General features: G+C 74.3%; 16 protein-coding genes. 4 read left to right on the top strand and 12 right to left on the bottom strand.

Annotated elements, in window-relative coordinates; genetic code table 11:
• The first annotated feature begins 57 nt into the window (after positions 1-57).
• A complete protein-coding gene (locus IF88_RS0101855; RefSeq protein ID WP_030390669.1) occupies positions 58-1,164 on the top strand; it encodes a citrate synthase 2 in 1,107 nt (368 codons plus the stop codon).
• A 76-nt stretch (positions 1,165-1,240) separates the two neighbouring features.
• On the opposite strand, the gene IF88_RS0101850 is transcribed toward IF88_RS0101855, so the two are convergent.
• The 7 genes from IF88_RS0101850 to IF88_RS0101820 all read right to left on the bottom strand — a co-directional run bounded on the left by IF88_RS0101850 (position 1,241) and on the right by IF88_RS0101820 (position 10,212).
• Positions 1,241-1,837, bottom strand: coding sequence for a TetR/AcrR family transcriptional regulator (locus tag IF88_RS0101850; protein WP_030706725.1), 597 nt, complete (start codon positions 1,835-1,837; stop codon positions 1,241-1,243).
• On the bottom strand, positions 1,825-2,562 hold the full coding sequence (locus tag IF88_RS0101845) for an enoyl-CoA hydratase family protein (protein ID WP_030706724.1): 738 nt from the start codon (positions 2,560-2,562) through the stop codon (positions 1,825-1,827). The genes IF88_RS0101850 and IF88_RS0101845 overlap by 13 nt, the downstream gene beginning before the upstream one ends.
• A 319-nt stretch (positions 2,563-2,881) precedes the next feature.
• The gene (locus IF88_RS0101840) at positions 2,882-4,051 is read right to left on the bottom strand and encodes an acyl-CoA dehydrogenase family protein (protein WP_030706723.1); all 1,170 of its coding nucleotides are present in this window, start codon (positions 4,049-4,051) and stop codon (positions 2,882-2,884) included.
• Positions 4,048-5,979: an acetyl/propionyl/methylcrotonyl-CoA carboxylase subunit alpha gene (locus tag IF88_RS0101835; RefSeq protein WP_030706722.1), complete on the bottom strand. Its 1,932-nt coding sequence runs from the start codon at positions 5,977-5,979 to the stop codon at positions 4,048-4,050. Before IF88_RS0101835 ends, IF88_RS0101840 begins: the two co-directional genes overlap by 4 nt.
• An 8-nt stretch (positions 5,980-5,987) precedes the next feature.
• Positions 5,988-7,586 (bottom strand): acyl-CoA carboxylase subunit beta, encoded by a 1,599-nt coding sequence (locus IF88_RS0101830; protein ID WP_030706720.1) that lies wholly within the window; start codon positions 7,584-7,586, stop codon positions 5,988-5,990.
• Entirely contained in the window at positions 7,583-9,349 is a 1,767-nt protein-coding gene (locus tag IF88_RS0101825) for an acyclic terpene utilization AtuA family protein (RefSeq protein WP_030706717.1), read from the bottom strand. The genes IF88_RS0101830 and IF88_RS0101825 overlap by 4 nt, the downstream gene beginning before the upstream one ends.
• Positions 9,346-10,212 (bottom strand): TIGR03084 family metal-binding protein, encoded by an 867-nt coding sequence (locus IF88_RS0101820; RefSeq protein WP_051836297.1) that lies wholly within the window; start codon positions 10,210-10,212, stop codon positions 9,346-9,348. Before IF88_RS0101820 ends, IF88_RS0101825 begins: the two co-directional genes overlap by 4 nt.
• Positions 10,213-10,559: 347 nt before the next feature.
• Between IF88_RS0101820 and IF88_RS0101815 the strand changes: the two genes are divergently transcribed.
• On the top strand, positions 10,560-12,182 hold the full coding sequence (locus IF88_RS0101815) for a CocE/NonD family hydrolase (RefSeq protein ID WP_030706715.1): 1,623 nt from the start codon (positions 10,560-10,562) through the stop codon (positions 12,180-12,182).
• 101 nt (positions 12,183-12,283) lie between these two features.
• Here the strand turns inward: IF88_RS0101815 and IF88_RS0101810 are convergent, their stop codons facing one another.
• The 3 genes from IF88_RS0101810 to IF88_RS0101800 all read right to left on the bottom strand — a co-directional run bounded on the left by IF88_RS0101810 (position 12,284) and on the right by IF88_RS0101800 (position 16,616).
• Positions 12,284-12,640, bottom strand: coding sequence for an iron chaperone (locus IF88_RS0101810; RefSeq protein ID WP_030706714.1), 357 nt, complete (start codon positions 12,638-12,640; stop codon positions 12,284-12,286).
• Complete coding sequence (locus IF88_RS0101805) at positions 12,640-13,602, bottom strand: EamA family transporter (RefSeq protein ID WP_030706713.1); 963 nt, start codon at positions 13,600-13,602, stop codon at positions 12,640-12,642. Before IF88_RS0101805 ends, IF88_RS0101810 begins: the two co-directional genes overlap by 1 nt.
• Positions 13,603-13,760: 158 nt before the next feature.
• Complete coding sequence (locus IF88_RS0101800; RefSeq protein WP_030706711.1) at positions 13,761-16,616, bottom strand: FAD-binding and (Fe-S)-binding domain-containing protein; 2,856 nt, start codon at positions 16,614-16,616, stop codon at positions 13,761-13,763.
• 84 nt (positions 16,617-16,700) lie between these two features.
• On the opposite strand from IF88_RS0101800, the gene serC reads away from it, so the two are divergent.
• Together serC and IF88_RS0101790 are read left to right on the top strand one after the other, a co-directional pair.
• The gene (serC, locus tag IF88_RS0101795) at positions 16,701-17,819 is read left to right on the top strand and encodes a phosphoserine transaminase (RefSeq protein WP_030706709.1); all 1,119 of its coding nucleotides are present in this window, start codon (positions 16,701-16,703) and stop codon (positions 17,817-17,819) included.
• A 701-nt stretch (positions 17,820-18,520) separates the two neighbouring features.
• Positions 18,521-21,652, top strand: a complete 3,132-nt coding sequence (locus IF88_RS0101790) for a sacsin N-terminal ATP-binding-like domain-containing protein (RefSeq protein ID WP_030706708.1) — start codon at positions 18,521-18,523, stop codon at positions 21,650-21,652.
• Between the two features lie 11 nt (positions 21,653-21,663).
• On the opposite strand, the gene IF88_RS0101785 is transcribed toward IF88_RS0101790, so the two are convergent.
• Both IF88_RS0101785 and IF88_RS0101780 read right to left on the bottom strand, forming a co-directional pair.
• Positions 21,664-22,485 (bottom strand): SGNH/GDSL hydrolase family protein, encoded by an 822-nt coding sequence (locus IF88_RS0101785; RefSeq protein ID WP_030706706.1) that lies wholly within the window; start codon positions 22,483-22,485, stop codon positions 21,664-21,666.
• Positions 22,472-23,038: a PadR family transcriptional regulator gene (locus IF88_RS0101780; protein WP_030706705.1), complete on the bottom strand. Its 567-nt coding sequence runs from the start codon at positions 23,036-23,038 to the stop codon at positions 22,472-22,474. Before IF88_RS0101780 ends, IF88_RS0101785 begins: the two co-directional genes overlap by 14 nt.
• Between the last annotated feature and the right edge of the window lie 83 nt (positions 23,039-23,121).

Raw genomic sequence — 23,121 nt, 5'->3', positions numbered from 1 at the left:
CGGACCGCGAGTCACGCCGGGAGCCGCGCGTGTTCGCACTATCTGAGGAGCCGCCTGATGTCCGACTTCGTACCCGGGCTCGAAGGGGTCGTCGCGTTCGAGACCGAGATCGCCGAACCGGACAAGGAAGGCGGTTCCCTGCGCTACCGCGGGGTCGACATCGAGGATCTCGTCGGGCACGTCTCTTTCGGAAACGTCTGGGGCCTGCTGGTCGACGGTGCCTTCAACCCCGGCCTGCCCGCCGCCGAACCCTTCCCCATCCCGGTCCACTCCGGTGACATCCGCGTCGACGTGCAGTCCGCGCTCGCGATGCTCGCCCCCGTGTGGGGTCTGAAGCCGCTGCTGGACATCGACGAGCAGACCGCCCGCGACGACCTGGCGCGCGCGGCCGTGATGGCGCTGTCCTACGTCGCCCAGTCCGCTCGCGGCCAGGGCCTGCCGATGGTGCCGCAGCGGGAGATCGACAAGGCCGAGTCCGTCGTCGAGCGGTTCATGATCCGCTGGCGGGGCGAGCCGGACCCGCGGCACGTCAAGGCCGTCGACGCGTACTGGACCTCGGCCGCCGAACACGGCATGAACGCCTCCACCTTCACCGCGCGCGTCATCGCCTCCACCGGGGCCGACGTGGCGGCCGCCCTGTCCGGAGCCGTCGGGGCCATGTCCGGACCGCTGCACGGCGGCGCGCCCTCCCGCGTGCTCGGCATGATCGAGGAGATCGAGCGCACCGGCGACGCCGTGGCGTACGTGAAGAAGGCCCTCGACAAGGGCGAGCGGCTGATGGGCTTCGGGCACCGCGTCTACCGCGCCGAGGACCCGCGCGCCCGCGTGCTGCGCCGCACCGCCAAGGAGCTCGACGCGCCGCGCTACGAGGTGGCCGCCGCGCTGGAGAAGGCCGCGCTGGAGGAGCTGCACGCGCGCCGCCCCGACCGCGTGCTCGCCACCAACGTGGAGTTCTGGGCCGCGATCATGCTGGACTTCGCGGAGGTCCCGGCGCACATGTTCACCTCCATGTTCAGCTGCGCCCGTACCGCCGGCTGGTCGGCGCACATCCTGGAGCAGAAGCGCACGGGCCGCCTGGTGCGCCCGTCGGCCCGCTACACGGGCCCGGGCCGGCGCAACCCGCAGGAGATCGAGGGCTACGCGGACATCGCCGAGACCGCGTGATCGCGTGATCGGACCGCCGTTGGGCGCCGTATCCCGTACCGGGGTGCGGCGCCCTGCCGTTTCCTCCGACGGTGCCTCAGGACAGGGCGGCGTCGAGGATGCGGGACCACTGGGCCACCACGCGGGCGCGTCGGGCCGTGTCGTCGGTGAGGACGTTGGCCAGCCCCAGGCCGCGCGCCATGTCGAGGAGGCCCTGCACGGTCTCCCGTACGCCCGGCACGGACTCGTCGGCGCCCAGCAGCTCCACGGCGATGCGGTGGGTCTCGCGGCCCACCCGGGCCTCCAGTTCGGTGACCCGGGGACGCAGTTGCTCCTCGTTGGAGGCGGCGACCCACAGTTGGAGCGCGGCCCGGAAGAGGGTGCCCGTGTACAGGTCCACGAGCGCCTCCACCACCGCGGGGCGGGCGGCCGGGCCGGCGTGGAACAGGTCGCGCAGGGCCGTGGACCGTTCCTCGGCGACGTACTCGACGGCCGCGGTGAACAGGTCCTCGCGGGTCGGGAAGTGGTGCTGGGCCGCGCCGCGCGAGACGCCGGCCCGTTCGGCGACGACGGAGACGGTGGAACCGGCCCACCCGTGTTCCGCCAGACAGGACACGGCCGCCTCCAGGAGGTGGCGGCGGGTGACGCGGCTGCGCGCCTGCTTGGGGCCGGCCGAGTTGGTCACAGTGCCCATGACGGGTCCCGGCGCTCGAAGCGGGCGGTGATGCCCTCACGGGCCTCGGCGGACGCGAAGAGCTCCCCGGACAGCTCCGTCAGGCGCGCCCCGTCGCGGTGCAGGGCCTCGCGCACGGCGGCGGCGGTCAGCGCCTTGGTCGCGGCCAGGCCCTGCGGGGAGGCCTTGCGCAGGCCGGCGAGTACGGGCTCCAGCGCCTCGTCCACGTCCTCGGCGTGAAGGGTGAGCAGCCCGATCCGGGCGGCCTCGGCGGCGTCGAAGGCCTCGGCGGTGAGGAAGTAGCGGGTGGCGGCACGCGGGTCCAGGCGCGGGAGCAGGGGCATGGAGATCACGGCGGGGGCGAGGCCGAGGTGGGTCTCGGTGAAGGCGTACGAGGACTTCGGCCCGGCGGCGGCGATGTCGCAGACGCCGAGCAGCCCGAGGCCGCCGGCCCGGACGTGGCCGGTGACCCGGGCGACCACGGGCTTGGGCAGCTCGGCGATCTCGCGGAGCAGGGCCAGGAAGGCGGCGGGGGCACTGGGGGACTTGAGGTCGGCGCCGGAGCAGAAGGTGTTGCCGGTGTGGGTGAGGACGAGGGCCCGGACCGCCGGGTCCGCGGCGGCGGTGGCGAGGGCGGCGCGGAGTTCTGCGACGAGGTCGGCGGAAAGGGCGTTGCGGTTGGCCGGGGAGTCGAGGGTGAGGGTGGTGACTCCCGCCGCCGTTGTCGTGTGAACGGGTTGGACCATGTCTCCTCCGGAGGGGTGTGCGGGTATCCGTGCTGGCCGGGATCCTCCCGGGGAGGGTATGCGGCCGCCTGCGGCGCGTCTGCGCAGGGCTCTGCGAGGCCCCGCTCCGCCGCCCCCCGGGGCTCCGCCCCGGACCCGCGCCTCTGTCGCCGGCGGACTGGATGTGGCCGGCGTCAGCCCTGCCAGTCCCCGTGGGGGCTGGATTGGGCGGAGCGCGATTTCAGCCCCTCCGGCGTTTGAGGAGCGGGGTCCGGGGCGGAGCCCCGATCCTTGAGCCCCGCCGGCGATTGAGGCGCGGGCGGAGCCCCGGTGGGGGCGCTCAGTAGGACTTGGGGAGGCCCAGGGTTTGGTGGGAGACGAAGTTGAGGATCATCTCGCGGCTGACCGGGGCGATCCGGGCCACGCGGGAGGCGGTGATGAGGGAGGCGAGCCCGTACTCGCGGGTGAGGCCGTTGCCGCCGAGGGTGTGGACGGCCTGGTCCACCGCGCGGACGCACGCCTCCCCCGCCGCGTACTTCGCCATGTTCGCGGCCTCTCCCGCCCCCATGTCGTCCCCCGCGTCGTACAGGCGGGCAGCCTTCTGCATCATCAGGCGGGCCAGTTCGAGCTCGATGTGCGCCGCGGCCAGCGGATGCGCCACGGCCTGGTGCGCGCCGATGGGCTCCTTCCACACCTGCCGGGTCTTCGCGTAGTCCACGGCCTTGGCCAGGGCGTAGCGACCCATCCCGATGGCGAAGGCTGCGGTCATGATCCGCTCCGGGTTGAGCCCGGCGAACAGCTGGAGCAGGCCCGCGTCCTCGTCGCCGACCAGCGCGTCCCCGGGCAGCCGCACCTCGTCCAGGACCAGTTCGAACTGCTTCTCCGCGGCCTGCAGTTCCATGTCGATGACCGAGCGGGCGAAGCCGGGGGCGTCCCTCGGGACGATGAACAGGCACGGCTTGAGGCGCCCGGACCGGGCGTCCTGGGTGCGGCCGACGATCAGCGTGGCGTCGGCGATGTCGACGCCGGAGATGAAGACCTTGCGGCCGGTGAGGATCCAGTCGTCGCCGTCGCGGCGGGCCGTGGTGGTGATGCGGTGGGAGTTGGAGCCGGCGTCGGGTTCGGTGATGCCGAAGGCCATGGTGCGGCTGCCGTCGGCGAGGCCCGGGAGCCAGGCCTGCTTCTGGGCAGCGGTGCCGAAGCGGGAGATGACCGTGCCGCAGATGGCGGGCGAGACGACCATCATCAGGAGGGGACAGCCGGCCGCGCCCAGTTCCTCCAGGACGATGGACAGTTCGGCGATGCCGCCGCCCCCGCCGCCGTACTCCTCGGGGAGGTTGACCCCGAGGTAGCCGAGCTTCGCGGCTTCGGCCCACAGCTCGTCGGGGTGGCCGCCTTCGCGGGCGACGCGGGCGAGGTACTCGCGGCCGTAGCGCTGGCCGAGGGCGGCGACCGCCGTGCGCAGGGCCTGGTGCTCTTCGGTCTCGACGGTACTGGTGGCGGAGCTCATGGCTGCGTTTCCTCCTGGACTACGGCGAGCAGGGCGCCGAACTCGACCTGTTGGCCGGTGACGGCGTGGAGCGCGGTGAGCGTGCCGGAGGCGGGAGCGAGGATGCGGTGCTCCATCTTCATGGCCTCCAGCCAGAGCAGGGGCTGCCCGGCGGTGACGGGGCTGCCGGGGGCGAGGCCCTCGGCGACGCGGACGACGGTGCCGGGCATGGGCGCGAGCAGGGAGCCCGGTTCGGTCCGGTCCTGGGGGTCGGGGAAGCGGGGGACGGGGGTGAGGGTGTGGGCGCCGAGTGCGGAGTCCACGTAGATCTCGGTCGCGTCGGGCTTGTTCGAATTACGTTTCACGTGGAACACCCGCCGGATTCCCTCGATTTCGAGGGTGACGAGGGCGGGGGTGGCGGCCAGGACCCGGATGCCGGGGTGGTCGACGAGCCGGCCGGCCTGATAGCGGACCTCGTACTCGGCTCCGGCCGCGGTGTAGCGGCGGATCTGCGGCTGGGAGCGGACGTTGCGCCAGCCGCCGAGACGGGCGGCGAGCGGGGCGTCCGCGGCCGGGGCCGCCTCGGCGAGGGCGGCGGCGAGGGCCGCCGCCGTGGCGTCCGCGGGTGCCTCGGTGAGGGCGTCGAGGTGGCGCTCGTAGAAGCCGGTGTCGAGCTGCCCGGCGGCGAACTCGGGGTGGCGCAACGACCGTACGAGGAGTTCGCGGTTGGTGGTGAGCCCGTGGATGCGGGCTCCGGCGAGGGCGTGGGCGAGGGCCCGTACGGCCTCGGCGCGGGTGGGGGCGTGGGCGATGACCTTGGCGAGCATGGGGTCGTAGTGGATGCCGACCGTGTCCCCGTCGGTGAAGCCGGTGTCCACGCGGACCTGGCCGGGGACGTCGAGGGTGTGCAGGGCCCCGGTCTGCGGGCGCCAGTCCCGGGCCGGGTCCTCGGCGTAGAGGCGGGCCTCGACGGCGTGGCCGGTGGGCTCCGGCGGCGACGTCGGCAGGGCCTCGCCCTCGGCCACGCGCAGCTGGAGGGCGACGAGGTCGAGGCCGAAGACGGCTTCGGTGACGGGGTGTTCGACCTGGAGGCGGGTGTTCATCTCCAGGAAGTACGGGCGTCCGTCGGCGGTGACGAGGAACTCGACGGTGCCGGCGCCCCGGTAGGAGACGGCGCGGGCGGCGGCGACGGCGGCGGTGTGGAGGTTCTCCCGCAGGGTTTGCGGCAGGCCGGGCGCCGGGGCCTCCTCGATGACCTTCTGGTGGCGGCGCTGGAGGGAGCAGTCGCGGGTGCCGAGCGCCCAGACGGTGCCGTGGGCGTCGGCGAGGATCTGCACCTCGACGTGGCGGCCGCGCTCGACGTAGGGCTCGGCGAATACCTCGCCGTCGCCGAAGGCCGAACGGGCCTCGGCCGAGGCCGCGTCGAGGGCCTCCGCCAGGCCGGCGAGGTCGCGGACCACGCGCATCCCGCGCCCGCCGCCGCCGGCCGCGGCCTTCAGCAGCAGGGGCAGGTCGGCGGGGGTGGCGGCGGCCGGGTCGACGGGGTCCAGGAGCGGTACCCCGGCGGCGCGCATCAGGTCCTTGGCGCGGGTTTTGGAGGCCATGGCCTCGATGGCCTCGGGCTGCGGGCCGATCCAGGTCAGGCCGGAGGCCAGGACCTCGCGGGCGAAGTCGGCGTTCTCGGAGAGGAAGCCGTAGCCGGGGTGGACGGCGCCGGCGCCGGCGGCGAGGGCGGCCTTGATGATCAGGTCGCCGCGCAGGTAGGTGTCGGCGGGGGCCGCGCCGGGCAGGCGTACGGCCGCGTCGGCTTCGCGCACGTGCAGGGCGTCGGCGTCCGGGTCGGAGTGGACGGCGACGGTGGCCAGGCCCAGGGCGCGGGCGGTGCGGAAGATCCGTACGGCGATCTCGCCGCGGTTGGCGACGAGCAGCGAGGTGATCGGCTGGGTCATGTGCGGGCTCACATCCGGAAGACGCCGAAGCCGCCACGGGCGCCCTCGACGGGGGCGTTGTGGACGGCCGACAGGCACAGGCCGAGGACGGTGCGGGTGTCGCGCGGGTCGATGACCCCGTCGTCGTACAGCCGCCCGGACAGGAACATCGGCAGGGACTCGGACTCGATCTGCGCCTCGACGAAGGCGCGCATCCCGGCGTCGGCCTCCTCGTCGTAGGGCAGCCCCTTCGCGGCGGCGGACTGCCGGGACACGATGGAGAGCACTCCGGCGAGCTGCTGGGGCCCCATGACGGCGGACTTGGCGCTGGGCCAGGCGAAGAGGAAGCGGGGCTCGTAGGCGCGGCCGCACATGCCGTAGTGGCCGGCGCCGTAGCTGGCGCCGATGAGCACGGAGAGGTGGGGGACGCGGGAGTTGGAGACCGCGTTGATCATCATCGAGCCGTGCTTGATGATGCCGCCCTGCTCGTACTCCTTGCCGACCATGTAACCGGTGGTGTTGTGGAGGAAGAGCAGCGGGATGTCGCGCTGGTTGGCGAGCTGGATGAACTGGGCCGCCTTCTGGGACTCGGCGCTGAACAGCACGCCCTGCGCGTTGGCGAGGATGCCGACCGGATAGCCATGGAGGGTGGCCCAGCCGGTGACGAGGCTGGTGCCGTAGAGCGGCTTGAACTCGTCGAAGTCGGAGGCGTCGACGATGCGGGCGATGACCTCGCGCGGGTCGAAGGGGGTCTTCAGGTCGGGCGGGACGATGCCGAGGAGTTCCTCCGGGTCGTACTTCGGCTCCTCGGCGGGCTGCGGATCGGGGTGCGGCTTGCGGTGGTTCAGGCGGGCGACGACGCGGCGGGCCTGGCGGATCGCGTCGTGCTCGTCGAGGGCGTAGTAGTCGGCGAGGCCGGAGGTGCGGGCGTGCATGTCCGCCCCGCCGAGGGACTCGTCGTCGCTCTCCTCGCCGGTGGCCATCTTGACCAGCGGCGGACCGCCGAGGAACACCTTCGAACGGTCCTTGATCATGATGGTGTGGTCGGACATCCCGGGGATGTACGCGCCTCCGGCGGTGGAGTTGCCGAAGACGACGGCGACGGTGGGAATGCCGGCGGCCGAGAGCCGGGTGAGGTCGCGGAAGATCGCGCCGCCCGGGATGAAGATCTCCTTCTGGGAGGGGAGATCGGCGCCGCCGGACTCCACGAGGCTGATGCAGGGCAGGTGGTTCTGCCGGGCGATCTCGTTGGCCCGGAGGGCCTTCTTCAGCGTCCAGGGGTTGCTGGCCCCGCCGCGGACGGTCGGGTCGTTGGCGGTGACCAGGCACTCGATGCCCTCGACCGTGCCGATGCCGGTGACCATGGAGGCGCCGACGGGATAGTCGCTGCCCCAGGCGGCCAGCGGGGACAGCTCCAGGAACGGGGTGTCCGGGTCGAGGAGCAGCTCGACGCGTTCGCGGGCCAGGAGCTTGCCGCGCTGCTTGTGGCGGGCCGTGTACTTCTCGCCGCCGCCTTGGAGGGCCTTCGCGTGCTCGGCGTCGAGGGCGGCGAGGCGTTCCAGGGCGGCGGTACGGGCCTGCGCGTGCTCGGGGGCGTGCGGGTCGACGGTGGTGCGGAGGCGGGTCATGGGCCGGTCCCCTCCGGGGCGGTCTCGGGCAGCAAGTGGGTCGGGATGTCCAGGTGACGGGCGCGGAGCCATTCGCCGAGGGCCTTGGCCTGGGGGTCGAAGCGGTGGCCGGAGGCGACGCCGGCGCCGAGGATTCCGGTGATGGTGAAGTTCAGTGCGCGGAGGTTCGGGAGGCGGTGGCGGCGCACTGCGTGCGGGCGGGTCTCGGGGAGGAGGTCCTGGAACACCTCTACGGTGAGGGTGTCGTGCAGCCAGTCCCAGGCTTCGTCGGACTCGACCCAGACGCCTACGTTCGCGTCGCCGCCCTTGTCGCCGCTGCGGGCGCCGGCCAGTGCGCCGAGGGGGGCGCGGGTGGTGGGCCCTGCGGGGCTCTCCCCCACCCCGCCCCTTCCCGAAACCGGGGCTCCGCCCCGGACCCCTTCGGGGGCTGCGCCCCCGGACCCCCGCTCCTCAAACGCCGGAGGGGCCGGAACGGGCATCGGCAGACGGGTGCCGTTCGGGAGGACGGCCACGTGGGGGACCTCGGCGGCCGGGGTCAGGGTCGAGGTGAAGGTGCCGTACGGCTGGGCCGGGCCCGGGGGCGTGGTGACGTGGAAGCCCGGGTAGCTGCCCAGGGCCAGTTCGATCGCCGTCGAGGTCAGGGCGCGGCCCACCCGGTCCGGGGACGGGTCGCGGACCACGAGCCGCAGCAGGGCGCTGGCCGTCTCCTGCGTCGGGGCGTCCTCGTGGTCCGTGCGGGCGAGGGTCCAGTCGGCGGTGGCCACGCCCTCCAGCGCGTCGGAGAGCTGCGTGCGGACCAGGGCCGCCTTCGCTTCGATGTCCAGGCCGGTCAGGACGAAGACGACCTCGTTGCGCCAGCCGCCGATGCGGGTGACGCCGACCTTGAGGGTGGACGGCGGGGGTTCGCCGAGCACGCCGCAGACGCGGACGCGGTCGGGGCCGTCCTCGGCGAGGCGGACCGTGTCCAGGCGAGCGGTCACGTCGGGGCCGAGGTAGCGCACGCCCTGGGTCTCGTAGAGGAGTTGGGCGGTGACGGTGCCGACCGAGACGGTCCCGCCCGTGCCGGGGTGTTTGGTGATGACCGCCGAGCCGTCGGCGGAGATCTCCGCGAGAGGGAACCCGGGGCGGCGGACGTCGTGCGCGGTGAAGAAGGCGTAGTTGCCGCCGGTGGCCTGGGTTCCGCACTCCAGGACGTGGCCGGCGACCACCGCCCCCGCCAGCCTGTCGTGCTCGTCCGGGGCCCAGTCGAACCACCAGGCCGCCGGGCCGCTGACGAGTGCCGCGTCCGTGACCCGGCCGGTCACGACCACGTCCGCGCCGGCCCGCAGGCAGGCGGTGATGCCGGCGCCTCCGAGGTAGGCGTTGGCGGTCAGCGCCCCGTCCTCGTACGGGGTGAGGTCGTCCCCCTCGACGTGTGCCACGGTGACGGGGACGCCCACCTTGGCCGCGAGGGCCCGTACGGCGTCGGCGAGGCCGGCCGGGTTGAGGCCGCCCGCGTTCGCGACGATGCGTACGCCCCGCTCGTGCGCGATGGCGAGCCCCTCCTCCAGCTGGCGCAGGAAGGTCTTGGCGTAGCCGAGGTCCGGGTTCTTCAGGCGGTCGCGGCCGAGGATCAGCATGGTCAGCTCGGCGAGGTAGTCCCCGGTCAGCACGTCGAGCGGACCGCCGGTCAGCATCTCGCGCAGGGCGTCGAAGCGGTCGCCGTAGAAGCCGGACGCGTTGCCGATCCGCAGCGGGCGGTCGGCGGGGGGCCGGGGCGTCATCGGGCGGCCCCCGGCTCCCGCCCGGCCCCCGACTCGCGCCCCGACCCTGGCTCCCGCCCCGACCCCGGCTCCCGCCCGGCCCCCGCCGGGCCCGCGAAGGCCTGGGCGATGTCCAGCCAGCGGTCGGCGTCGGGACCGGCCGCGGTGAGGGCCAGGTCGGCGCGATGGGCCCGCTGGGTCACCAGGAGGCAGAAGTCGAGCGCCGGGCCGGTGATCCGCTGCGGGGCGTCCGGCGGTCCGTACGTCCACAGGCTGGCGCCGTCGGGGGCCGTCAGCTCGACCCGGAACTCCTCGGCGGGCGCGGGCAGTCCGCGTACGGCATAGGCGTAGTCGCGAGCCCGTACGCCGATCCGCGCCACGTGCCGCAGCCGCGCGGTCGGGGCGCGGCGCACGCCGAGCGCGTCGGCGACGTCCTGGCCGTGCGCCCAGGTCTCCATCAGCCGGGCGCTCGCCATGGAGGCGGCCTTCATCGGCGGCCCGTACCAGGGGAACCGGGTGTCGGGTGAGGCCGCGGCGAGCGCCTCGTCGAGGGCGGCCCGCGTGGCCCGCCAGCGGGCGAGCAGTTCGGCGGGCGGCAGCGCCGCGCCCTCTTCCGCGCCCTCGTCGACGAAGGAGTCGGGGGCCTTCAGCGCCTCCTCGACCATGACGCCGAAGCCGGCGGCGTCGGTGAGGGAGAGCAGTGAGGCGCGGTCGGTCCAGTGCAGGTGGGCGATCTGGTGGGCGATGCTCCAGCCGGACGCGGGGGTCGGCAGGGCCCAGTCGGGATACGGCAACTCCCTGACGACAGCTTCGAGTTCGCGGCCCTCCTCGCGCAGATCTGCGAAGACGGCGACGGCTGCGTCGACGGCGGACGGATCGGGCACGGTGCGCTCCCCTCTCGGCGTGAGGGAAGACTGGCAGCACCCAAGAAAACAATCAAGCACGCTTGCATGATTTTCTCGGCAGGCGGCGCCTTCCCGCCACCGACCCCAAAGCGGCACGACGGCACGGCAGTTGCGGTGCCGCCCGCCGACCGCAGGTCCCGCGGCGCGGCGGCCACCGGGCACGGAGGGGGCGATTCAGGCCGTAAGCCGGAAACTCGCGATACGTCACCGGATGTCCCGTCGATACTGAACGTTCCGCTCCGGGCCCGGGCGGGCGCACCACGTTCGATCCGCATTCGATCCACGTTCGATCCGCTTTGGATCCACGACGAAGAGGATGGACTGACGTGACTCCAGCCGCCCAACCCCCCTTCTCCCTCTATCCCGAACTCGACGCCACCGCCCTCAGCGCCTTCGTCGCCGCCCTGGAGAGCGGCGACGTCACCGGCCTCGCCCCCGCCCGCGCCGCGGAGGTCGCCGAGGTCCGCTCCCTCGCCGTGTTCACCCGCGGCAAGGTGACCGGCGCCGACGGGGACCTCCTCGACGCCGCGCTCTGGCGGCACACCGGGGCCCAGCCGCGCCCGGTGATCGTCATGCCCTCGCCCTGGACCAGCCTGGGCTGGCTGCCGTACGCCGTCCAGGCCAGCCTGTTCGCGGCCCGCGGCTACAACGTCCTCGCCTACTCCGCCCGCGGCTTCGCCGGCTCCGAGGGCCAGGTCGACGTGGCCGGCCCGCTCGACGTCGCCGACGGCAGCCGGGCCCTGGACCACATCATCGAGCGCAGCTCCGGGCCCGTGACGAGGATCGGCTTCCTCGGGGACTCGTACGGCTCCGGCATCAGCCAGCTGGTCGCCGCGCACGACACCCGCGTCGACGCCGTGGTCGCGCTCAGCAGCTGGGGCGACCTCGGGGAGGCGTTCTACGAGAACTCCACCCGCCACGTCGCCGCCGTACGGGCCCTGCTCAAGGCGGCCTCGAAGGCGCGGCTGAGCCCGCAGACGCACAGCGTCTTCGACAACGTCCTCGGCAACCGCGACATCCCCGGCACGCTGCGCTGGGCGGAGACCCGCTCGCCCTTCAGCCACATCAAAGAGCTCAACCGCCGCCAGGTGCCGGTCTTCTTCTCGCACGCCTGGCACGAGACGCTCTTCCCGCCCAACCAGACCCTGAAGATGTTCAACGAGCTGACCGGCCCCAAGCGCCTCGCCGTCTCCGTCGGCGACCACTCCGGGCCCGAGATGACCGGCATGCTGGGCCTGCCGAACCGGATCTGGACGGACGCCCACCGCTGGTTCGACCACCACCTCAAGGGGATCGACAACGGCATCGGTGCCGAGGGCCAGGTGCTCGGCGAGGTCATGTGGAGCAAGACCCTCGAACCCCGCCCCAGCTGGCCCTCCCTCACCGACAGCGTGCAACGCCTGCACCTGGCCGACGAGGGGGAACTGGCCGAGGAACCGCAGGCCGGCTGGACCGCGACCGTCGTGTGCGGGGTGGACACCCCGGCGACCGTCGCCGACAAGGTCGTCGAGTCCGGATACGACGAGATCGCCGGACGCCCGAAGGTCTACCCGACCGACGACATCGACCGCACCCTCGCCGCCGTATGGGAAGCGGAACCGGCCGCCGAGACCGTCCGGCTGCGCGGCACGCCCCGGCTGCGCGTGACCTACCGGGCGGCGAACCCCGGCTCCACCTTCGTCGCGTACCTCCTCGACGCGGCAGCCGACGGCACGGCCCACATCGTCACGCACGCCCCGTACACCGACGCCGACTCCCCGCCGGACAGCCTGGTCAGCGCGGACATCGACCTCCAGGCGACGGCGTACGACGTGCCACGCGGCCACCGCCTGATGCTGGTGATCGACGCCCGCGACCCGTTCTACGGCGACGCCAACCTGCCGCGCGCCACGCTGGCGTTCACCTCCCCCGAGGCGACGCCCTCCTACCTGGACCTGCCGCTCGGCTGAGAGACGTGCGCCCGCCCGGCCGGTCCCCCGCGGCCGGCGGGACGGGCGTACGCGTCAGCAACGACGCGGGGAACGACCGTCCGGTTGCAGCCGGGCGCCCCTCAGCAGACTTCGCCCGGCGCCGCCCCTGCCGTGGCGCGGAGAAGATCACGCAGGAGGTCGAAGTCGACCTTGGCCGGGTTGCGGAAACGGAGGCAGCCCTTGCCCATGTCGTGGACGGCCAGGCGGTCGGCGAAGACGTCGCGGACGTCCGTGCGCAACAGGTAGAAGGAGATGTACTGCTTCTGGTTCGCCCAGGCGATCTCGCCGACGCTCCCGCCCGCCCGCACATAGGCGGGCATCCCGTACGCGATGACCTCTTCGAAGCCCGTCAGTTCCGCGAGGCACAGGGCGCGCAGCCGGGTGAGGGCGGGGCGGCGGGCCTCGGGGGTCCCGGCAAGGTAGGTGTCGACGTCCATCAGGCGGGCTGCTTGCGCATCTGGGAGCGGACCGCGCCCATGCTGGCCGCGATCACGAGGGCGATGGCCAGGGCGTCCAGCGCGGACATGGCCTGGTTCAGCACGAGGAAGCCCGCGGTGGCGGCGATGGCCGGCTCCAGGCTCATCAGGATCGCGAAGGTCGGGGCCGGCATCCGCCGCAGGGCGAGCATTTCCAGCGTGTAGGGCAGGACGGAGGACAGTACGGCCACGCCGAGGCCCAGCGCGAGGGTGCTCGGGACCAGCAGGTCCGTGCCCGCGCCGGCGATGCCCAGGGGCAGCGAGAGGACCGCGGCCACCGCCATCGCCAGGGCCAGCCCGTCGGCCTGCGGGAAGCGGCGGCCCGTACGCGCGCTGAACACGATGTACGCCGCCCACATCGCGCCCGCCCCGAGCGCGAAGGCCTCGCCCAGCGGGTCGAGCGAGCCGAAGCCGAGGCCGCCCCCGCCGTGTCCGGAGAGCAGGACCACGCCGCCGAGGGCGAGGCCGGCCCACAGGACGTTCACCAGGCGCCGGGAGACGAGGACGGACAGGGCGAGCGGCCCGAGCACCTCCAGGGTGACGGCCGGGCCGAGCGGGATCCGGTCGATGGCCTGGTAGAAGAGGCCGTTCATGCCGGCCATGGCGACGCCGAAGGCGAGCACCGTGCCCCAGTCGGAGCGGGAGTGGCCGCGCACCTTGGGCCGGCACAGGAGCAGCAGCACGACCGCGGCGGCCGCGAGGCGCAGGGTGACCACGCCCGCCGCGCCCGCCCTCGGCATGATCATGACCGCGAGGGCGGCGCCGAACTGCACCGAGATCCCCGCCGAGATCACCAGCGCGACCGGCCCGAGACCGCCGCCGCGGCCCTGGCCCTCGGCGGGCAGCGGGGCCGGTACGGGGGCGGGGGCCGTCGTGGCGGCCTGCGAGGGCGACGAGGAGGGGGATGCGGAAGGTGCGGGCATTTCTCCAGATTACGCGCTCCGTAAGGAGTGTCGAGCCGTGTCTTGCCTTACAGACCCTGCCTACAGGGCTTGTCTTACAGGCCCTGTCTTACAGGCCCTGCCTTACACGGCTTGGCTTACACGGCTTGGCTTACAGGGCTCGGCTCACAGGGCTTGCCTCATACGTCCGCCGCCGAGCCGTCGTCCAGACCCTCCGCCAGGAGTTCCGCCAGGTGGCGGGCCCGGACCCCGCCCAGCTGGGCGATCTGGGTGCGGCACGAGAAGCCGTCCGCCTGGACCAGGGCGTCCGGACCGGCCGCGCGCAGCGCCGGGAGCAGCTGTTCCTCCGCGCAGGCCACCGACACCTCGTGGTGGCCCGGCTCGAAGCCGAAGTTCCCGGCCAGACCGCAGCAGCCGCCGCTGAGCTCGCCCACGAGGCCGGCGCGCTCGCGCAGCCGCCGGTCCGCCGCGTCGCCGAGGACCGCGTGCTGGTGGCAGTGGGTCTGCCCGGCCACCGCGCGGTCGAGACGGGGCGGCCGCCAGTCCGGGGCGTACTCCTCCAGGGTCTCGGCGAAGGTGCGGACGGCTGCCGCCAGGCGGGCCGCGCGGGGGTCGTCGGGGAGGAGGGCGGGGAGGTCGGTGCGGAGGGCCGCGGCGCAGCTGGGTTCCAGCACCACCACCGGTGCCCGGACGTCGCCGACGGCGGTCAGGGTGCGGTGGAGGACCTTGCGGGCGCGGTCGAGGCGGCCGGTGGAGACGTAGGTCAGGGCGCAGCAGACCGTTCCCCCGGGTGCGGTCACTCGCAGACCCGCCGCCTCCAGAACCCGTACCGCTGCGCGGCCGGCCTCCGGGGCGAGGTACTCCGTGAAGGTGTCGGGCCAGAGGGTGACGGTGGGGCCCTGCGGGCGGCTCTCCCCGCCCCGCCCCTTCCCGAAACCGGGGCCCCGCCCCTTCCCGAAACCGGGGCCCCGCCCCGGACCCCGCGCCTCGAACTCCCCCAGACTCCGCCCGGGGAGACCCCCAGGCGAGGCTGGATGGTGTGGTGGAGCCGAGAGGGAGCGGGTGAACGGCTCGGTCGCCAGGGCCGGCAGCGCCCGCTGTCGGGTCAGGCCCGGGAGCGGGAGGAGGCGGGCGGCCGCGTTCGCGGTGCGCGTCACGCGCAGCGCGGTGATCAGGCGGAGCCAGGTCGGGAGGCCGCCCAGGGCGTAGTGGGCGAGCGGGCGGACGCGGCCCGACCAGTGGTGGTGCAGGAACTGCGATTTGTAGGTGGCCATGTCCACGCCCACCGGGCAGTCGCTCAGGCAGCCCTTGCAGCCCAGGCACAGGTCCAGCGCCTCGGCGACCTCCGTCGAGCGCCAGCCGTCCCGCAGGATCTCCCCCGCCAGCATCTCGTGCAGCAGCCGGGCCCGGCCGCGCGTGGAGTGCCGTTCCTCCCCCGTCGCCCGGTACGAGGGGCACATCACCCCCGGCCCGCCGCCGACGTCCGTGGTGCGGCACTTCGCGACCCCGACGCACCGCGCGACCTCACCGGCGAACGGCGTGGCCGGCAGCACCGCGAAGCGGAGGTTCTCGTCGAGCCGTGCGGGCCGGACCAGCATCCCCGGGTTCATCCCGCCGGCCGGGTCCCACACGTCCTTGTACGCGCCGAACAGCCCCACCACCTCCGGCCCGTACATGCGCGGCAGCAGTTCGGCCCGCGCCTGGCCGTCGCCGTGCTCCCCCGACAGCGAGCCGCCGTGCGCGACGACCAGGTCGGCCAGTTCGCCGGAGAAGGCCCGGAAACGGGCCACACCGTCCGCCGAGACGAGGTCGAAGTCGATCCGTACGTGCACACAGCCCTCACCGAAGTGCCCGTACGGGGATCCGCGCAGCCCGTGCGCCGCCAGCAGCGCGCGGAACTCCCGCAGGTACGCGCCCAGCCGGGCGGGCGGCACCGCGCAGTCCTCCCATCCCGGCCAGGCCATCTCCCCTCCCGGCAGCCGCGTCGCCGTGCCCGCCGCGTCCTCCCGGATCCGCCACAGGGCCCGCTGCCCCGCCGGGTCGGTGACCACCACCGCGTCGAGGGCGTCGGCGGCCCGTACGAGTTCCCGCGCCGCGCCCTCGTCCCGCATCTCCACGAACAGCCAGGCCCGGCCCCGCGGCAGTCCCCCCGCCCCGCGGACCAGGTCCTCGGCCATCCCCTCCACCGTCAGCGGCCGGTGCGGGAGCAGGCCGGCGGCCGCGTCCGCCGCCGCGCTCTCGTCGGCGTACCCGAGGACGGCCAGGACCGGCGCGCGCGGCGCCTCCACCAGGCGTACGACGGCCTCCGTCACCACCCCGAGCGTGCCCTCGCTCCCGCAGAAGGCCCGCGCGAGCCGCACCCCGCGCTCGGGCAGCAGCGCGTCCAGTCCGCCGTAGCCGGAGATCCGCCGGGAGAAGCCGCCGCCCATCCCGGTGCGCAGGAGGGCCAGGTTCTTGTCGACCAGTTCGCGCAGCCCCTTCGGCGCCCCCGACCAGCCCGTGCCGATCCGGTGCGCGGTGCCCCCGTACGCCGTCACCGCCAGCTCGGCGACGTTGTCCGCGGTGGTCCCCCAGGCGACCGAATGGGCGCCGCACGCGTTGTTGCCGATCATCCCGCCGAGGGTGCAGCGGGAGTGCGTGGAGGGGTCCGGCCCGAAGGTCAGTCCGTACGGGCGCACCGCGTCCCGCAGCCGGTCGAGTACGAGGCCGGGCTGGACCACGGCGGTGCGGGCGGCCGGGTCCACCGACACCAGGGCGTTCATGTGCCGGGTGAGATCGAGGACCACTCCGGTGCCGGTGGCCTGGCCGGCGATGGAGGTGCCGCCGCCGCGCGGGACGACCGGGACCCCGGCCTCGGCGCACACGCGCAGGGCGGCCGCCACGTCCTCGGCGTCGCGCGGGGCGACCACGCCGACGGGGACGCGCCGGTAGTTGGAGGCGTCCATGGTCGTCAGTGCCCGGGCGGCGGCCCCGAAGTCCACCTCGCCGCGCAGCTCCGCCCGCAATGTCCGTTCGAGTTCCCCGGGTGACGTCACGGCACCACCCTCCCACCGTCCGGACGCGTCTCATCGGGTGGACGCGCCTCCGACGCGCGGTCCGGGACCGGATACGCTCCGCTCGTGGCCGAGATCCAGATTCCCGCTGACATCAAGCCCGCCGACGGACGCTTCGGCGCGGGCCCCTCCAAGGTGCGGACCGAGGCGCTGGACGCCCTCGCCGCCACCGGTACCTCCCTGCTCGGAACCTCCCACCGCCAGGCCCCGGTCAAGAACCTGGTCGGCTCGGTGCGCCAGGGCATCCGGGACCTCTTCTCCCTCCCCGAGGGCTACGAGGTGATCCTGGGCAACGGCGGCTCCACCGCCTTCTGGGACATCGCGACCGCCGGTCTGATCGAGCGGAAGTCCCAGCACCTGACCTTCGGTGAGTTCTCCTCCAAGTTCGCCAAGGCCGCGAAGCTCGCGCCGTGGCTGGACGAGCCCTCCGTCATCTCCTCGGAGCCGGGCACGCACCCGGAGCCGGTGGCCGAGGCGGGCGTGGACGTGTACGCGTACACGCACAACGAGACCTCGACGGGTGTCGCCGCGCCGGTCAAGCGCGTCGCGGGCGCCGACGCCGGTTCACTCGTCCTGGTGGACGCGACCTCGGGCGCCGGCGGTCTGCCGGTGGACATCACCGAGACGGACGTCTACTACTTCGCCCCGCAGAAGTCCTTCGCCTCGGACGGCGGGCTGTGGCTGGCCGCGTTCTCCCCGGCCGCCCTGGAGCGCGCCGCCCGCGTGCACGCGTCGGGCCGGCACATCCCGGAGTTCTTCTCGCTGCCGACGGCGATCGACAACTCGCTGAAGAACCAGACGTACAACACCCCGGCGCTGGCCACCCTCTTCCTGCTGGACCAGCAGCTGGAGTGGATGAACAACCAGGGCGGCCTGGAGTTCACCACCGGCCGTACGGCGGAGAGCGCGCGCAACCTGTACGGCTGGGCGGAGGCGTCGAAGTACGCGACCCCGTTCGTCGTGGACGCCGACAAGCGCTCGTCCGTCATCGGCACGATCGACTTCTCGGACGACATCGACGCGGCGGCCGTCGCCAAGGTGCTGCGCGCCAACGGGATCGTGGACACCGAGCCGTACCGCAAGCTGGGCCGCAACCAGCTGCGCATCGCGATGTTCCCGGCGGTCGACCCGGCCGACGTGCAGAAGCTGACGGCCTGCATCGACTACGTGATCGAGAAGCTCTGACGGTCCGTACCGATCGGTACCGAGGCCCCCGGTGACGTGAAGTCGCCGGGGGCTTCGGCGTTCCCGGTCTCCCCCGCACGGTTTCGGCCAGCGTCCGAGCTCAAGCAGACGCAAAGTCGGCATTCCAGTTGCGTCCGGGGGCGGGCGTCCCGCGCAGGGTACGGAAGAGCCCGGCCGGTGGACGGGCCGTTCAATTCACCGATGAGATCGAGCCATTCGAAGATCGCGGGCGGGTGGGGGAGGTTGGTCCGACCGAGGGGGCGACGCCTACTGTCGCCCCAGGTCACCACCGGTTCGCGCTCGTCAGCTGATCGTCGGTGGGCCGCCGTCGCCGTTTGACCCGGTGCGGACGGTCCACGAGCTGCCGGCCGCCCCCGCGATGCCGGGCCACTCCCTCCCGTGGCCCGGCGTCCGGAGCGACGGAGGGACCTCGGCCCCGAGCACCGGGGCAGGACGGCCCACCCCCCGGCGAGCGGGACGCGGCCGCCGTCGTCAGCCGCATGGCCACCCCGCAGATCCCCGGGGCCGTCTTCTCGCCCTCCTGCAACGGCGGGCCCGCCCCGGACCGCCACGGGGACCCCACGTCGTCGTGTTCGCGCACCTCACGGGCAAGGCGTAGTTCCGTACGCGATACCTTCAGGGGTCCGGAGGGCAACTCCGGAGGGCAACTCTTGACGGCAGCACAGCGTGGAGGCAGCGGCGTGAGCGTGCGAGTGACGGCGGCACAGAGCGGCGTGGACCCCTTCGGCACGGCCCGGCTGCGGCGCGGGGTGCTCGACGCCTGGGGCGCGGGCCCGGCCCGGTTCCGCGAGGACGCCAACGCCGAGGAGGACCTCGCGCTCGGCGGCTACCGGGACCGGCTCGTCATCGAGCTGGCGCAGAACGCCGCCGACGCCGCGGCCCGGGCCAAGGTGCCCGGCCGGCTGCGGCTCACCCTGCACGAGGGCGAGAACGGCCGCGCCCTGCTCGCCGTCGCCAACACCGGCGCCCCGCTCGACGCGACGGGCGTGGAGTCGCTGAGCACCCTGCGCGCCTCCGCCAAGCGGGAGCCCTCCGGTGACAGCGTCGGCCGCTTCGGCGTCGGCTTCGCGGCCGTCCTCGCCGTCTGCGACGAACCCGCGGTCCTCGGCCGGCACGGCGGCGTCCGCTGGTCCCTGGCCGAGGCCCGCGAACTGGCCCGGGGTGCCGCCGTCGGCAGCCCCGGCCTCGGCGACGAACTGCGCCGCCGCGACGGCCACGTCCCGCTGCTGCGGCTGCCGTTGCCCGCCGAGGGCACCGCCCCCGACGGCTACGACACCGTCGTGGTCCTCCCGCTGCGCGACGCCGCCGCCGAGGACCTGGTGGAGCGGCTGCTGGCGGGCATCGACGACGCCCTGCTGCTCACCCTGCCCGGGCTGCACGAAGTCGTGGTGGAGACCCCCTCCGGCGGCTCCCGCGCGCTGTACCGGCGCGACGAGGGCCCCTACACCGTCATCGAGGACACCACCGCGTCCGGCACCCGCACCAGCCGCTGGCGCACCGTCCGCCACGGCGGCCCCATCGAGCGCGCCCTGCTCGCCGACCGGCCCGTCGAGGAACGGCTGCGCCCCGCCTGGGCGGTGTCCTGGGCCGTGCCCGTCGACTCCGAGGGCGCCCCGCTGCGCCCGGCCACGGCGCCCGTGGTGCACGCGCCGACCCCCACCGACGAGCCCCTGGGCATCCCGGCCCTGCTCATCGCGACCCTGCCGCTGGACACCACCCGCCGGCACCCCGCGCCCGGGCCGCTGACCGACTTCCTCGTGGAGCGCGCAGCCGACGCGTACGCCGAACTCCTCGGCGCCTGGGACCCGGTGAGCACCGGCCTCGTCGACCTGGTCCCCGGCCCGCTCGGCAAGGGCGCACTGGACGGGGCCCTGCGCGCCGCCGTGCTCCAGCGGCTCCCCCGTACGGCCTTCCTCGCGCCGGCCGCACCGCCCGAGCACGCCGAGGAGCGCGCGGCCCTGCGCCCCTTCGAGGCCGAGGTGGTGGAGGGCGCGGGGGCCGACACCGTACGCGTCCTCGCCGAGGTCCTGCCGACGCTGCTGCCGGCGGGCCTGGAGCGCCGCGCCGAGCTGCGCACCCTGGGCGTGGGCCGGCTCCCGCTGGGCGATGCGATCGAGCGGATCGCCGGCATCGAGCGCACCCCCGAGTGGTGGCACCGGCTCTACGACAGCCTCGCCGGGGTGGACCCCGACCGGCTGTCCGGGCTGCCCGTGCCGCTCGCCGACGGCCGCACGACGATCGGGCCGCGCCACGTCCTGCTGCCGTACGCGGACACCCCGGCGGACCTGGCCCGGCTGGGGCTGAAGGTGGCCCACCCGGACGCGGCGCACCCGCTGCTGGAGAAGCTCGGAGCCCTGCCGGCCACGGCGCGGGCCGTGCTGACGACCCCGCAGGTGCGGGCCGCCGTCGCCGGCTCCCTCGACGCCGGGGAGGTCTGGGACGAGGACGCGGACACCCTGGACGCCGACGAGCTGGCCGAGGTCGTCCTGGGGCTGGCCCGGGACGCCGATCTGGCGCCGGGCGACGAGCCCTGGCTGGGCGCGCTGGCCCTGCCCGACGAGGACGGCGAACTGGTCCCGGCGGGCGAACTGCTGATGCCGGGCTCGGCGCTCGCCTCCGTCATCCGCGAGGACGAGGTCCCGTACGTGGACGCCGAGCTGGCGCAGCGGTGGGGCGAGGGCCCGCTCACCGCCTGCGGGGTGCTCGCGACGTTCCAGCTGGTGCGCGCCACCGACGTGGTGCTCGACCCGGACGAACTGGAGCCCCGCGAGGGGGATTTCGCCGAGCCGGACGACGCGGGACTGCTGGACGCGGTGGACGTGTGGTGCGAGGACCTGCTGGACCAGCTGCCGGACACCCCGGTGCCGCCGGTGGCGACCGAGCTGGTCGCCGTGCGGGACCTCGACCTGGTCGACGACGACTGCTGGCCGCAGGCCCTGGCGATGCTCGCGCAGCCGCCGCTGCGCGACGCGCTGACCCAGCCCGTACGGGTGCTGCTGCCGGACGGCACCACGCAGTCCGTGCGCTCGTACACCGCGTGGTGGCTGCGCGACCACCCGGTGCTCGACGGCCGCCGCCCGGCCGGCCTGCGCGCGGCGGGCGGCGACCCGCTGCTGGCGGGCCTCTACACCCCGGCGGACGCCACGGGCTTCGAGGACGAGCAGGTCCTGCGGGCGCTGGGCGTACGGACCACCGTGGCGGCCCTGCTGGACGAGCCCGGCGGCGCGGCCGAGCTGCTGGCCCGGCTCGCCGACCCGGAGCGCGAGGTGACGGGCCGGCAGCTGCACGGCCTGTACGGGGCGCTGGCCGATCTGGACCCCGAGCAGGTCACCCTGCCGGACGAGCTGCGCGCGGTGGTGGACGGCGAGGTCCGTGTGGTGGACGCGGCCGACGCCGTGATCGCGGACGCCCCGGACCTGCTGCCGCTGACGGCGGGGCTCCCGCTGCTGCCGGTACCGCCGTCCCGCGCGGCGGACCTCGCGGAGCTTCTCCAGGTACGCCGCCTGTCGGAGACGGTCCCGGCGGAGGTGACGACGCCGGGTGAGGTGCACGAGGTCCCGGAGTCGGTGCGCGTGCTGCTGGGCCCGGCCACCCCGGTGACGTACGTGGAGCACGAGGAGCTGGTCGCCGGCGGCACGGAACTCGACTGGCGCCGCACCCCCGACGGCACCCTCCACGCGTCCACGCTGGAGGGCGTGGCGGCCGGTCTCGCCTGGGCGGCGGGTCAGTGGCCGCGCCGCTTCGAGGTGGCGGCGCTGCTGGAGGACCCGTCGCGCACGGCGGAACTGGCGCGGGACCGCTGGTTCGACTGAGGCTGGTCGGACTAGGGGTGGTTCGGCTGAGGCGCGGCGTCGGTGGGCGTCGCGTTCAGCGGCAGCAGCCGGGGGCGCTTCGCGGTGCGGCCGTCGCCGGAGGAGCGGCCGCGCAGCCGGCGGCCCAGCCAGGGGCCGAGGAACCCGGTGGCCCAGCGCAGTTCGGCCGCGGCGGCCGCGGCGGCGGACCGGCCGGCGGGGTGCGACCGCGGCGGCAGGGGCAGGGTCCAGCTGTCGTCGCTGCCGGGCAGGCGGAGGGCGTGCGCGAGGGCCGCGGCGATCCGTTCGTGGCCGACGGGGCTGGCGTGGAGGCGGTCCGTGGTCCACATCCGCGGGTCGTTCACGGCGGCCGGCCGGGCGGTCTCGGCGACGGTGACCCCGTGGCGGGCGGCCGCGGCGCGGATGCGGTCGTTGAGGTCGGCTATGCGGGGCGAGACGGGCCGGGCCAGGGGCACGATCCTGCCCAGGTCGGGGAAGGTCACGGTCGCCACGTGGGCGCCGGCGGCCGTGAGCGCGGCGAACATCTCCTCCAGCTGCGCGGCGACCTCCGCGGCGTCGAACCGGGGCCGGAGCATGTCGTTGACGCCGGCGACGACGGTGGCCAGGTCGGGGCGCAGGGCCAGGGCGGGGCCGAGCTGTTCGGCGCGGACCTGGCCGGCGAGGCGTCCCCGTACGGCCAGATTGGCGTACTGGAGGCCGGGGTTGACGGCCGTCAGGTGTCCGGCGAGCCGGTCGGCGAAGCCGCGCAGACCCGCCGTGTCGTCCCCGTCGCCGAGGCCTTCGGTCTGACTGTCGCCCAGGGCGACGTAGCGCAGGTACTCACCGTTCGGCACGGTTCGACCTCTCCCTCAGGACGGCCGCACTGCGGCGGCACCAGTCGCGGTGGCCCTGCTCGAAGGCGATGCCGCGCAGGCCCGTCAGGTACCCGCCGATCCGCTCGCCGCGGAGCAGGTACTCCTCCTCGTCCAGGTCGCCGCGCATCTTGCGCAGCACCCTGCCGAGGAGCTCGATCTTGGCCTCGGCCGCGGCCGCCCGCTCCTCGAGCTGCTCGATCACCGGCGCGGTACCGATCCGGTCGGCGTTCTGGACCTTGACGAGGAGGTCGTCCCGGATGACCGGCGGCTTCGACGCGGCCGCGGCGAAGTCCTCCAGCTCGGCGCGGCCGGCGTCGGTGACCTGGAACATCCGCTTGTTGGGCCGACCCTCCTGGACCACCTGGCGGCCCTCGACCAGCCCGTCCCTCTCCAGCTTGGTCAGCTCGGCGTAAAGCTGCTGGGGCGAGGCGTGCCAGAAGTTGGCGACGCCGATGTCGAACGACTTCGCCAGCTCGTACCCGCTGTACTCGCCGTCCAGCAGCGCCGCCAGTACGGCGTGCCTCAAGGCCATCGCGGCAGCCCCTTCCCTTTCCTCGCCCTCCCCCGCATCATACTCATGAATATGACTACTCAATTTAATGAGTATGAGGAGGG

It is taken from the genome of Streptomyces sp. NRRL F-2580, from assembly GCF_000720115.1.
Lineage (GTDB): Bacteria > Actinomycetota > Actinomycetes > Streptomycetales > Streptomycetaceae > Streptomyces.
The sequence above is the reverse complement of the archived record's forward strand: the minus strand, read 5'-3'. Positions and strand labels throughout refer to the sequence as shown.